The 12744-nt window shown below is 65.1% G+C and carries 11 protein-coding genes; 6 read left to right on the forward strand and 5 right to left on the reverse strand.

Translation table 11 applies throughout. The annotated features are described in order from the left end of the window. From AB4118_RS32890 to AB4118_RS32900, 3 genes are all read left to right on the forward strand, one after another. A partial coding sequence (locus tag AB4118_RS32890) for an aldehyde dehydrogenase family protein (protein WP_441493705.1) occupies positions 1-591 on the forward strand: 591 nt, incomplete at its 5' end. 169 nt (positions 592-760) lie between these two features. Beyond that, positions 761-2755 carry a COG3904 family protein gene (locus AB4118_RS32895; protein ID WP_441493706.1) on the forward strand — a complete coding sequence of 665 codons (1995 nt, stop codon included), beginning with the start codon at positions 761-763 and terminating at the stop codon, positions 2753-2755. A gap of 116 nt (positions 2756-2871) precedes the next feature. After that, positions 2872-3588 carry a phosphatase PAP2 family protein gene (locus AB4118_RS32900; protein WP_441493707.1) on the forward strand — a complete coding sequence of 239 codons (717 nt, stop codon included), beginning with the start codon at positions 2872-2874 and terminating at the stop codon, positions 3586-3588. 85 nt (positions 3589-3673) lie between these two features. Here AB4118_RS32900 and fhuF read toward each other — a convergent pair whose 3' ends face one another. The 5 genes from fhuF to AB4118_RS32925 form a co-directional block, all read right to left on the reverse strand. Then, positions 3674-4402 carry a siderophore-iron reductase FhuF gene (gene fhuF / locus AB4118_RS32905; protein WP_441493708.1) on the reverse strand — a complete coding sequence of 243 codons (729 nt, stop codon included), beginning with the start codon at positions 4400-4402 and terminating at the stop codon, positions 3674-3676. A 16-nt stretch (positions 4403-4418) separates the two neighbouring features. Further along, entirely contained in the window at positions 4419-6761 is a 2343-nt protein-coding gene (locus tag AB4118_RS32910; RefSeq protein WP_441493709.1) for a molybdopterin-dependent oxidoreductase, read from the reverse strand. 157 nt (positions 6762-6918) lie between these two features. Then, positions 6919-8517 (reverse strand): gamma-glutamyltransferase family protein, encoded by a 1599-nt coding sequence (locus AB4118_RS32915; RefSeq protein WP_441493710.1) that lies wholly within the window; start codon positions 8515-8517, stop codon positions 6919-6921. A gap of 387 nt (positions 8518-8904) precedes the next feature. Next, on the reverse strand, positions 8905-9561 hold the full coding sequence (locus tag AB4118_RS32920) for a redoxin domain-containing protein (protein WP_441493711.1): 657 nt from the start codon (positions 9559-9561) through the stop codon (positions 8905-8907). Positions 9562-9762: 201 nt separating this feature from the next. Further along, positions 9763-10668 (reverse strand): S1C family serine protease, encoded by a 906-nt coding sequence (locus tag AB4118_RS32925; RefSeq protein ID WP_441493712.1) that lies wholly within the window; start codon positions 10666-10668, stop codon positions 9763-9765. 328 nt (positions 10669-10996) lie between these two features. Here AB4118_RS32925 and AB4118_RS32930 point away from each other — a divergent pair, with 328 nt between their 5' ends. From AB4118_RS32930 to AB4118_RS32940, 3 genes are all read left to right on the forward strand, one after another. Next, positions 10997-11110, forward strand: a complete 114-nt coding sequence (locus AB4118_RS32930; protein ID WP_441493713.1) for a VOC family protein — start codon at positions 10997-10999, stop codon at positions 11108-11110. A gap of 41 nt (positions 11111-11151) precedes the next feature. After that, positions 11152-11382: a VOC family protein gene (locus AB4118_RS32935; RefSeq protein ID WP_441493730.1), complete on the forward strand. Its 231-nt coding sequence runs from the start codon at positions 11152-11154 to the stop codon at positions 11380-11382. Between the two features lie 379 nt (positions 11383-11761). After that, positions 11762-12676, forward strand: a complete 915-nt coding sequence (locus tag AB4118_RS32940) for a hypothetical protein (protein WP_441493714.1) — start codon at positions 11762-11764, stop codon at positions 12674-12676. Positions 12677-12744 lie beyond the last annotated feature (68 nt).

Below are 12744 nucleotides of genomic sequence, written 5' to 3' on the forward strand. Positions count from 1 at the left end.
TGCACCGCGGTGAAGCGCATCCTGGTGGTCGAGAGCGTCGCCGACGCCTTCGCCAAACTGGTCGTCGAGAAGGCGAAGACGCTGAAATGCGGCAACCCGATGGATCCGGCAACCGATGTCGGCACCGTCATCAACGCCCGCTCGGCCGCGCTCTTCCAGGGCCGCGTCGACGACGCCGTGACGCAAGGCGCCGAAGTGCTCTACGGCCAGCGGGCCGAGGGCGCGCTCTTCCATCCGACCGTGGTCGACCGCATCCCCTACGCCTGCGAGCTCGTGCATGAGGAAACCTTCGGCCCGGTGATCCCGATCATCCGCGTGCCGAACGATATCGCCGAGGTGATCCGGATCTCGAATTCGACGGCCTATGGCCTGTCCTCGGGCGTCTGCACCAACCGCTTCGACTACATCCAGCGCTTCGTCGCGGAGCTCGAGGTCGGCACCGTCAACCTCTGGGAGGTTCCCGGCTACCGCATCGAGATGTCGCCCTTCGGCGGCATCAAGGATTCAGGCCTCGGCTACAAGGAGGGCGTCGTCGAAGCCATGAAGAGCTTCACCAACGTCAAGACATGGTCCCTGCCCTGGACGAGTTGATCTCCGCCGCCGCAACGCGCGCCGATCGTCCGGTGCGCGTCCGGAACAGACCGCCTGTGCGTGGATTTAGCCGGCTCGCCAGCCATGCCGTCCACAATCCAGCTTCATCCCCCGCTAGCGGACGCCCCAGGTCTCTCTGTATGGTTGCGTTAGGTCAGGGGAGACTGTCGTGGCTATCGCGTTCGGGCAATTCATCGGCGCCTTTCTGTTGGCCGTCATTCTGACGACGATCATCTCCGCGCTCATTCGCAGATTCACCACCACCTCCCGCGTGTTCATCGCCAATGGGCTCTCACTGACCATCGCAACGTTGCTGGGCGGTCTGGGAATGGCCGATGGCGGCGATCCAGATTTTTTCAACTCCTTTGGAACATACGTCCTTCCCCAACTGGCGGTATTTGCCATCGACTTCCTGCGTAGCCGGGGCGCGGCTGCACGCGGGCGGACAAAGCCCAAATCGATGGCCTTCAATCGGGCTGATCCGCCCATGCGCGGTGCTGCGCGCGATATCGCCGCGCCTGCTGCCCCTTCGTCTGCTGCGGCGGCAACCGGCCCCGAGGCCGATCGGCAGGCGCGCCTCCTGCCACCACCGATCGAGCCGGCTGGCCCCACCAATCCCCGGAAGAACTTCATCGTCCGGCACTGGCGCGGCGAGCTGAGTCTCGGCTGGTCCTTCTGGGGCATCGCCGTCCTGGGCAACATCGTCGCGCTGATCACGATCCTGGTGCTCAACCTGATCTTCTCCACCGACACGGGATACGATCCGGCACCGCTCTTTTGGCTCAATGTCCTGACCTGGCTTGTCGTGACGCTCATCGCGGTCTGGCAGGTCGTCGGCACCTGGAGGTCAGCGACACATCACGCGGAGCGGCGTGCGGCCTTGAACCTGGGCGCTTTCTGGTCCAGGGCCGCCAAGGTCAGTCTCGGTCTCGGCGTTCTCAGGTTCCTGAGCGATCTGGTCAATGGGGCAGCGCCTCAGCTCGCCGAGCTCTACGACATGGCCTGGAGAGGCGACCCTCGGCTTCCAGCCTATTCCTTGCGGGTCATGCGAGATGGGACGGAGATCGAGATCACAGGCGGGATCAAATTCGGACTGGCTGCGGATTTCGAGCGCGTGATCAAGGCGTCGCCTCGGATCAAGGTCGTCCATCTGCACAGTTCTGGAGGGCGCCTCGGAGAGGCCGAGAAGCTGCGACAGAACATCGAGGCGCGCGGACTGATCACTTATGTTTCCGCGCGGTGCGAGTCCGCCTGCACGCTTATCTTTGCAGGCGGCCGCGAGCGATGGGCGCCCCGGTCCGGTGGCCTCGGCTATCACGGCCCAGCCTTTCCCGGCATGACAGCGGCGGATCTGGCTCCGTCCGTATTGGCCTGGAAGGCCGCCTATGTTGAAGCTGGACTGTCCACCAGTTTTGTCGACCGCGGACTCGCCGTGCCCAGCGACAAGATGTGGCGGCCGACCATCCAGGAGCTTGTCGCCGCAAACGCGGTCACGCACCAGGCGACTGGGAGTGAGTTTGCGATATCGGGCTATGGTGCCACCCCTACGCCTGACCAGCTGCTATCACCGTACCGAAAGGGCTGGCCGGCTCTGGCAGCGATCCAGGCGCGCCTTCCTGACGACTACGAGCGCATCAGGCGCGTCTTCGCCGATGGGTTCACAGCCGGAGCCACCGAGGACCAGATCATCGCGGACTACAGGGCTGTGCTGGCACGATTGTTGGCAGTCCACAGATCAAAGGCCGACGATCAGGTGCTGATCGATCAGGCGAATCTCCTGATCGATCAGTATCGGGCGCTTGGGCGCTCGGATCCTACGCTGTGCTATCAGTATGCTGCCTTTGGTGGCGGCAAAGTGAACACAGCGGGAGCGCTCTCCGATGAGCTCACTCAGCGCGATCTGATGCTGCAGGAACGCATGATCATGACCTCCGGCCCGCATCCGCCGATTCCCGAAGCAGTCTCGGACGTCTTGCTGAGCAAAGTCCGGCAGTCGCTGATCCGTCGCTATGGCGCTGACCGGATTGCGATTTTTGCTGCAGAGACGGTCGCGCCTGCGCAGCATGCCGATTACTGCGCGATATCGACCGCGTTCTATCAGGAGATTGTCGCGATGCCCCCAGCGATGGCCAGCACGCTGCTCAGGGCGCTTGAAGCGCAATAGATCGTGCGGTCCCCTTTTGCAGGGCCGGTACGACGATCCCGTTCTACGAATACGCCGCGCGGGGCCGAGCGCAGATCCCGCTATTCCTCGGCAAAGCGCCGGGTTACTCTGGCCCGATGGAAGCCCCGCATCGCGCCTTTGGCCGGGTCGGCAACAGGGTACAGCCCTCCCGGCTGGCGCCGACCGCCTTTGCCGTCGCTGTGCTTGGCCTGTGCTTCCTTGCCGGCGAAATGATCGCAGGCGATCTCGCGCGCCTCGACATGGCGGTGCTGGCTGCTTTCAGAAGCGCCGGTGATCTGGGGCAGCCGCTTGGCCCGGCATGGCTGAAGGAGGCGGGCCGCGATATCACGGCATTGGGCAGCTTTGCCATTCTCGGCATTCTGTTCTCTGCGACGGTCGGCTATCTCATCCTGATCGGCAGGCGGGATGCGGCGAAGCTCGTGAGCGTGACCGTGATGGGCGGAGCTGTGGTCAGCGCCGCGCTCCAGCTCTGGCTCGACCGGCCGGGCCCCGACGGGCCCTATATCGTCTTCACCGCGAGCTTTCCGAGCGAGCATGCGACACTGTCCGCGATGACATTCCTGACGCTTGGCGCCTTGCTATCCCAGCTGGCGACCGACAAGCGGGTCAGGGTCTATCTGATGTCGCTGGCGATCATCCTGACTTTGGCAGTCGGCCTCAGCCGCATCTATCTCGGCGTGCATTATCCCAGCGATGTCCTGGCAGGATGGTGCATCGGCAGTGTCTGGGCCGCGCTCTGCTGGACTCTTGGACTTCGTCTCCAGCAACGCCGCGACGATCAAGAGCCGGCGGCGGTGCCGGCTGAATCATAGCCCTGCCTCGGCGTTCGACAGACGGCCTCGCGCTTCCACGTCCAATGGCGCCGACATTCGCTGCCTGGGCGCGCTGAAGCGCCGGCTATTCAGGCACCGCCCTTGCGGCCGGCAACGGGCAGGTCGAGCAATAGCTGCGCTCGGGAACGAGATAGCGGATGCAGCAGATCCGGCGCCGCCGGCCGCTTCCCTCATCCGGATCGGTATAGGACACGGGCTTGAAGAGCGGGTTGGGCTTGCCATTCGGCAAGCGTGCGCTCTCCAGAAAGCTCAAGGCCTCGGCGACGGCGTCATTGACGCCCATGGCGCGTTCGATGCGCCGCACGACGAATTCGAACATGTTGCCGGCATTGCTCCAGAGCACTTTTCGCGAGACGCCGGCAGCCGCCGACAGCGCCAGGACCATGGGCTCGATATGTCCCTGGATCAGCGGCATGAAGCGCGGGCCTTCATCAGCCGGGGCTGCATTGCTCCCGATGTCGCGCAGGTGGATGTGGCGTGTTGTGCCATCGGGACCGAAGGTGCAGCCAATGGCGGCCAGGTCGATATCGACCGCCCTTTGCGCCATCAGCGCGAGCGCCAGATAGGGCGGCAGCAGCGTGGCGAAATGCTGTTTCGACCAGAGCGAGGCGATCGCGCGGCGGTCGCCTCCAGGGCATTGCTGGGAATAGAGCGCGAGCAACTCGGCCAGCCGCGCGGCATCGCCGAGATCGCTGCCCGGCGAAGGGGCCGGCGCATCCGCCGCCAGGACGAAACGGTCGCTATAGGCCGCCAGTTCGCCAGAAAAGAGCGGCGCAAACGCCGGAATGGTCATTGTGCCGCTTCGGATGCTAGGTCGGCATCACCTGGCGCGCGGGCGGGTCATAGGCCTGGATCGGCGGCAGATTGCCGTCGAAACGCTCGACCTGGACGGTGGTCAGCTGACCCGTGCAGCCCTGCGCCAGGGCCGAGGTTCCGACATCCCGGGTCAAGACATTGGGGTTGCCGTGGACGCAGAGCGACTTGTCCTCGGTCGGGTCGGCGGGATCGTACCAGGCGCCGGTCGGGAGCTGGATCACGCCCTGGCGGATGCCATCGGTGACGCGTATGCCGGCAAGGCAGGCGCCCCGCTCGTTCGATATCCGGATGATGTCGCCATCGGCAATGCCGCGTGCGGCCGCGTCCGCGGGATGCATGCTGGCGACCTCGCGGCCACGGTGCTTGGCCTCGCTGCTATGGCCGCCGAAATCGAACTGGCTGTGCAGCCGCGTGCGCGGCTGGTTCGCCACCAGCACGTAGGGCGAGGCCGTGTCCGGTACATTGGTCGGTCCGAGCCAGGTCGGGTGGCCCGGGCAATCCGCCTCGCCAAAGCTCGCGATCGTCTCCGAATAGATCTCCAGCTTGCCGGTCGGCGTCGGCAGCGGATGCCCCGCCGGGTCCTCGCGGAATTTCCGCAGGCGGCCGCCATCATCGGGCAGTTGTGGCAGCTCAAAACCCTCGCCCGCCCAGAATTCCTGGAAGCTCGGTGCCGGCAGGCCCTGGGCCGCAAGCTCGACGCGCGTTGGCTCGTAGAGATGCTCCAGCCATTGCCGCACTGAACGGCCCTCGGTGAAGGCCTGGCGGGTGCCGAGCCGCTCGGCGAGATCGGCGAAGATCGCGTAATCGTCGCGCGCTTCCCCATAGGGCTCGACGACTGGCTGCATCGGGACGAGCAGCGGGTCGTTGGAGCTGCCGCCGATATCCTCGCGCTCGAGCGTCATCGTGCAGGGCAGCACGATGTCGGCATGGCGCGCCGTCGCCGTCCAGGCGAGTTCGTGCACGACGAGCGTATCGAGCCGGGCAAAAGCCTGACGCAGGCGGTTCAGGTCCTGATGATGGTGGAACGGATTGCCGCCGGCCCAGTAGACCAGCTTGATCTCGGGATAGGTCCGGGTCTGGCCGTTATAGCGATAGCTGGTCCCCGGGTTCAGCAGCATGTCGGCGATGCGGGCGACCGGAATGAAGTCGGACACCCCATTCCGTCCCTGCGCGAAGGTCGGCACCGGCACGGCATTGTAGCGCCGCCCGTAATAGGCGATTGCGCCCAGCCCATAGCCATAACCGCCGCCCGGCAGGCCGATCTGGCCGAGCGCAGCCGCCAGCACCATGCCCATCCAGACCGGCTGCTCGCCGTGCTCGGCGCGCTGCAGCGCATGGGCGACGACGATCAGCGCGCGCCGGCCATGCAGCCGTGTCGCCAGCGCCGTGATCGCATCGGCCGGAACGCCGGCAATCGCCGCGGCCCAGGCCGCATCCTTGGGCTGGCCGTCGGTCTCGCCCAGGAGATAGCGCTCGAAGATCGGCCAGCCGACCGTGCAACGCGCGAGGAATTCGCGATCATGCAGGCCATTGACGACGAGGGTGTGGACCAGCGCCATCATCAACGCCGTGTCGCTGCCGGGATTGGAGGAGACCCACTCCGCACCTGCCTCCTCCGGCAGGTCGCCCCGGAGCGGCCCGACCAGCACGAACTGGCAACCGCGTGCCCTCGCCCGGTCCATGGCGCCGCGCTCGACATGCTTGCTGATGCTGCCGCCGGCCACCATGCTGTTCTTCAGGGCCATGCCGCCAAAGGCGAGCACGATCTCGCTGTGATCGGCGATCTGCTCCCAGGAGACGTTGCGCTTCACCAGGTCCTCGTAGTCGCCGATGACATGGGGCACCAGGACCGAGGACGCGCCCGAGGAATAGCTATTGACCGAGCGGACATAGCCGCCGACCGAGGTATTCAGGAAACGGTGGATCTGGCTCTGGGCGTGGTGGAAGCGCCCTGCGCTTGCCCAGCCATAGGAGCCACCGAAGATCGCACCCGGGCCGTGATCGCCGCGGATGCGCGCGAGCTCGCCCCCGAGCAGATCGAGCACGGCCCCCCAGGACATCGGCAGGTACTCGTCGCGTCCGCGCCGATCGTCCGGCCCCGGGCCGCGCTCGAGCCAGCCGCGGCGGACCATGGGCTGTGCGATCCGCGCGCGATGGCGCAAGGCGGCCGGGAAGTTCTGGATGATTTCGTTCGGATCGGGATCGCCCGGGTGGGGCCGGACTTCGAGCCGGCCATCCTGCATGCGGGCCGAGAACACGCCCCAATGCGAGGTATGCGGGCGAAAGGCGTCATCCGCCGCAGAAGGCTCGGTGATCTGGTCGTTCGAATGGGTCATCACATGTCTTCCCAGGCGCCAAAGCCGCCACAGCGATCATGGCATCCGGCATAGTGCCCCTGGATCGCAAGAGATTTCTGCGGCCCTCCCCGATGAGTGCCGCCTCAAGCCGAACTGACGCGCCGGCCCGAAGGCCGGCACGCGTCATCCGGCGGCCTCAAACCGCCACAACATATCCATCGCGGCGCGGGTCGGCTGCGCCGGTCATCACGCCGGTTGCGGGGTCGATCGCCACGGCCTGCATGCCGCCGCATCGCATCGTCCAGCCGGCATCAAAGGCCTCGATCTCGTGGCCGCGCCGCCGCAGCTCTTCAATCGTCCCGGCTGCGATACGGTTCTCGGCCTGGATGAAGCGCCCGTCCCAGAGCCGTGCCCGCGGCGCCTCGATCGCCTCCTGCAGCGGCAGGCCGAAATCGAGATGCTGCACCATAGCCTGGGTCTGGGTCTGCATGATGCCGTAGCTGCCGGGCGTGCCGAGCGCGAGCACCGGCTTTCCGGCGCGCGTCGTGATGCTGGGCGACATGCACATCGGCAATTCGTCGCCCGGCTTCGAGCGGTTCGGACTGCCGGGCTGGACATCGGCCCAGTACAGGAAATTGTTGAGGCAGAGCCCGGTGCCCGGCACGACGATGCCGCTGCCGAAGGGGCTGCCGAGGCTGTTGGTGATGCAGACCAGATTGCCCTCGGCATCGGCGGCCGAGAACGAGGTGGTATGGGCGGGATCCTCCTTGTCCTGCGGCGTCCATTGCTCGGTCGGGCCTTCGATCGGCTCCCCGTCGCCGATGCGCTGGCGCAGGCCCGCGATCGCGGCATCGGAGAAGACCTCGGCCAGGATCTCGGCGGAGGGATTGTTGCTGGCGATCCTGAGGCCGGCCGCGAGCCTGATGGCCCGATAGACCAGGTCGAGATGCTCCGCCCCATCCTTGCTCAGGCTTCCCAGATCGAAGCCTTCGAGGATCTTGAGGCTCAGCAGGAACTGGAATGCCTCGCAGGGCGGCGGCGGAACATGGATATCGAGGCCGCGATAGCTCACGGCATGCGGCTCGCGCCAGCGCGGTTGCACGGCCGCGAGATCGGCCATGTTCATCTTGCCGCCGAGCCCGCTCAGATGTCCGACGATCCTTTCGCCCAGCGCGCCGCGATAAAGATGGTCCGGTCCCTTGGCCGCGATCTCCGCGAATGTGCCGGCGAGATCGGCCTGGCGCAGTACCTGGCCGAGCTTCACCGGTCCGCCATCCGGCAGGTAATTGGCGCTGAAGGCGGGATAAAGCTCCGGCGAGGCCGCGAGGAGCGGCGCCTGCTCGTTGAACTCCTCCACACCGAATTCGGAGAGCGCGAATCCGTCCCGGGCGAGCGCGATCGCCGGCGCCAGGATCTCACTGAGGGGCTTCCTGCCATAGCGCGCCGCCAGCTCGCACCAGCCCGCGAGATTGCCGGGAACCGCGACCGCATGCGGGCCGCGCTCCAGTTCGGCCCGCTTGGTGAAGCGTTCGGCCGGGAAGCTCGCCTGGATCGGCGGTACGAAGTCGAGCACGCGGACGCGTTGCTCGGCGGCGCTCCAGAGCGTCGCCGAGCCCATGCCGGTCAGGCTCGACATGAAGGGCTCGACCACGGTCAGGGCGGCAGCGGTTGCTGCAATCGCGTCGAAAGCGTTGCCTCCCTGGATCAGGAGCCTGGCGCCGGCCTGGGCGGCGAGCGGGTGCGCCGCGGCAACCATGCCGTGGCGAGAAAACAACGTGGGGCGGCGGCCATGCATCGTCAGTCGTCCTTGCGTCCCTGTCCTCAGGCTGGATGCGATCAGAGCACAGTTCGCCGGCAAGGACAGGCCGCCAGCCCACGCTTTTCGAGGGGGTGCCGCCGGAGCTACATGCATGGCTGGGGCGATGATCGCCTCAGCCATGCGCTTCTGGAAGGAAGCAGGAATTGGAGGGGGAGCCGATCGTCGTCGGGGCTGATAACGGCGCTTCTGTCGGCTCGTCATCCTCTCCTGGTGAGAAAAGCCTCGAAAGGAAGCGGTTCCCGCTGGTGCTACCGAGATAGGTTGCCTGCCCGGCCGCTACGGTTCAGAGCGAACAGGCGTGATCACCGCTGTTCGCCGCTCCTCCTCCCGCTCTTCATCGAGTGCGCCCGCCCGCTGCCTGGTTCAGGACGCAAAGAGGGCTCGCGCTGCAGCGAGGATTTCCGCCGTCGAGGGGAATTTTCCGATACCGGCGAGCCCTTCGGAGCCGCATTCGATGTTCGCCCAGTGGATGACTCCATGCGGATCGATCAGGAACTGGCCCTTGAGCTGGGGCCATTGCTTCTCCATGTCGGAGTGGTCGGTCGGGCTCTCCCTATAGCCGTCGAGCCTGGTCAGCCTGTCAGCGGCCTCCCTGATCGGCACGGGCTGCGGGAACTCATCATTCGGATTGATCCGCAGCGTCGCAAAAGCCTCCAGTAACTCCGGGGTCGCAGGCGGCTTCGGCACACCATAGGCGCGATGGGTGGAGAGCTCCGGATCGACCGCCAGGCGCAGGTTGCTCGGGCGGAATTTGAAGTAGAGCTGCGCGTTCTCCAGCGGCGTTGCCACAATCCCAAGCGTTTCCACACCGATGGCCTTGAGCTCGCGATCGGTCGCCGCCATGTGCGCGATCGCCCGCCGGCAGAACGGGCACCACAGCCCCACGAACAGCGCAAGAAACACCGAATGCCTTTCGCGGTAATCGGAGAGCGACGCGATCCCGCTTCCGTCGACCGTAGGGAGGACAAAATCAGGCGCCAATTCGCCTGGCGAGGCCGGGGGCCGGAATCCATTTGCCATACGAAGACTCTCCGCCTGACGAACTGGATCAGTTGAGAACCGGCAGGATCATGCCGGGGCCTCGGCCGGCAGGCAGGAACCTATTCCGGCCGTTCAAGTATAACTCTGCCGCAGCCCGGTTCCCAGCCTTACGGTGCAGTGCGGCGGGATTCCGCAGGCGTCGGCGCTCGGCCCGGAGTCTGCTCCGCCCCGCTTCGCCGCTCACTGCAGATGCGGCTTCTTCAGAAAGCTGCCCCTGTCGGCCGACCGGATGCGAAGCCATGTCTCGCGGCCGTCGCGGACGACCCTGATCGGGACCTCGGCGCCTGCCGGGCCGCTCGCCCAGAGCTTCCGATAGAAATCGGCCAGGCCGTCGATCTCGCCATCGCGAACATCCGAGATGATGTCGCCGGGACGCAGGCCCGCCTGGGCTGCCGGCCCGCCTTCGGCCACGCTCATCACCACGACCTTGCCATTGCTCTCGGCCGAGAAGGCGCCGAGCCAGGGGCGTGGCGGCTTGTCGACCCGGCCCCGGGCGAGCAGATCGTCGAGGATCGGCGGAAGCAGATCGATCGGCACGATCATATTGACGTCAAAGATCTCGCCGGCCCGGCCCATCCGCAGGTGCAGCGAGCCGATGCCCAGGAGCTTTCCATCCGGTCCGAACAGCGCCGCACCACCCCAGGACGGGTGCGCCGGGGCGGTGAAGATGGCTTCGTCCAGCAGATATTCCCAGTAGCCGGCGAATTCCTGCTTGGCCACGATATTGGCCTCCACGACTTGCCCGATGCCGTCTGCAAGCAGGACGGACTCGCCGATTTCGGCATCAGTGGCGGCGCCGAACGCGACCGCCGGCAGGTCGAGCCGCTCAAGCGCCTGGACCAGGCCAAAGCCGGTCTCCTGATCATAGGCCAGCGCATGCGCTGGCACCACGCGACCAGTCCACGTCGTCAGCCAGACATCCTCAGCCTCGGTAATCAGATAGCCAATGGTGAGCACCAGCCCATTGTCATGAATGACGACACCGCTGCCTTCCCGCCTTGTGCCCAGCGCGGAAGCCGTGAAGGCATCGGCAGGAATGGACGAGCGAACGCCCACGACGGAGTGCAAGATCGGGCCGATGCTCATCGTTCCATCCTGAAAGGGCGCGGCGCTGAGATCGAGGCGGTGCGCCGGCCGGCAGAAACTGGATAGCTCTCTCAAAAGGTATGAACCGACCTGATCGACACAAGGCCCCGACGATGATTGAGCGGCCGGTTACCCGAATGTGATCGACACAGACCGGCCGCTTGGAGACGCCTCCGCCCTTCCCGTCCAGGTTGTATTCCTCTAAATTGCGGGTGGACACGGGAGATAACAAGGGATCGGACCCCTGTCCGGACAAAGCTCGACATGTGGAACAGGGCGAGAGTGGACCACAACCCATTTCTCAGGAAACAGCTCTAAGGCACTCATCATGCGAATCTATGTGAGCAGCGTTTTCGTCGACGACCAGGCCAAGGCCCTGGACTTCTATACCGGCACGCTTGGCTTCATCGAGAAGAACGATGTTCCCGTCGGCATTGGCTGACGGTCGTATCACCGGAGGAACCAGGAGGAACCGAACTGCTGCTGGAACCCAGCGCGCATCCGGCGGTCAAGCCCTACAAGGACGCTCTCGTCAAGGACGGCATTCCCGCAACCTCGTTCCAGGTCCAGGATCTGAATGGAGAATTTGCAAGGCTTAGCGAGCGCGGGGTCGTGTTCACGCAGGAGCCGACGGATGCAGGCCCTGTGCGGATGGCGATCCTGGACGACACCTGCGGCAATCTCATCCAGCTGATCCAAATGAAACAGGGCTGAACGCCATTAATCTTCCCGAAATCCGGCATCCGCCTTTACGACAGATGCCTAGCTTGTCGGTGATCATGCGCCGGGGCACACCCTGTCGCAGGCACGGCCGCATGGGCCAACAGGCGCACCGACGACAATAGTGCTCTCCCCCAGTCCCAGCTCGGTTGGCACAGGCCCACGTGACGTTGCCCCTCGGTCCCAATCCAGTTTGACGTTCGTTTGGTACACAGAGGCGCCAAGGCGGTCTTAGCCGCTACGGTCAACAAGTGGTAGGAACGACCGGTTACGGGGGCATGGCGGCGTGATGACGAAGCTTGGTCTTGATTGCAGAATGTCGGATGCAAGCTGCCGCTCGCAAAGAACTTGGCTCCATCGAAAGAGAGGTCCTGTGGCCCGCTCGGTGCTGATCACGATCGCCGTTGCGTTCGCCGGTGCGGCCCTGTCCGCCGAACCGCAGCCGAGCAAGGCTCTTCCGCCTGCATCGGCAACGGCCGCCTGCCTTGAGCAGAACAGCCTGCCAAACGACGTTTTCGGCTTCAATTCGGGAAGTGACGTCAATGATCTCGGACAGTTTTCTCTCTCGGGAGCGTATGGCGGTTCTTTCGGAGCGCGCAGCGGCCCACTCGCGTCGCACAACCTCAATGTCCAGGCGACCTACTCGCCATGGCGCTGTGTCGAGCTCGATCCCTTCGCCTTTGCGGGGGTGACCAATTCGAAGACGTTCGGTGCGAAGGCCAACGGCTCCACCGTCGGCGGCGGTATCGAGATGAAGTACAAGCTGCTCGGGCGCGATACAAATGGCGTCGGCCTGACCTTCGACGCCGTGCTCCAGGGCGCGGCAACCGATGGCGCGTTCTACACGCTCACCGGACGATCGCGCAGTGTCTATGACGGCGTCTTCTCGGTGTTCCTCGACAAGGAACTGGTCGCCGGCAAGCTCTACGGGGCTCTCAACGTCAGCTACGACTGGAACTATCAGGACCTCGGCTCGCCAAGCGGCGGCTATGCCAGAACCTCGATAGCTCGCATTGGCGGCGCGCTGACCTATCAGCTTGCGGACAGTTTCTTCATCGGTGCCGAGGCAAGCCATTTCCGGCGTTACGATAACCTTGCCTTCGGTCATCTCCTCGGTCAGGCGACGTTCGCGGGGCCGAACTTCTATTGGGCCTTCACGAAAGATTGGGCACTCTCCGGTGCCTGGAGTATCCAGGTGGCCGGTCGCGCCACCGGTGTTGGCGGCAATGTCGATCTGACCAATTTCTCCCACCACATCGCCAAGCTGAAGCTCAACCATGATTTCTGACGTGGTTCACGCCGCTTTGGCTTGCGGGGCGGATGGCTCGCACCCAGAGCCGATGACGACGGCTCATA

This window comes from Allobosea sp. 2RAB26 (genome assembly GCF_052115465.1).
Lineage (GTDB): Bacteria > Pseudomonadota > Alphaproteobacteria > Rhizobiales > Beijerinckiaceae > Allobosea.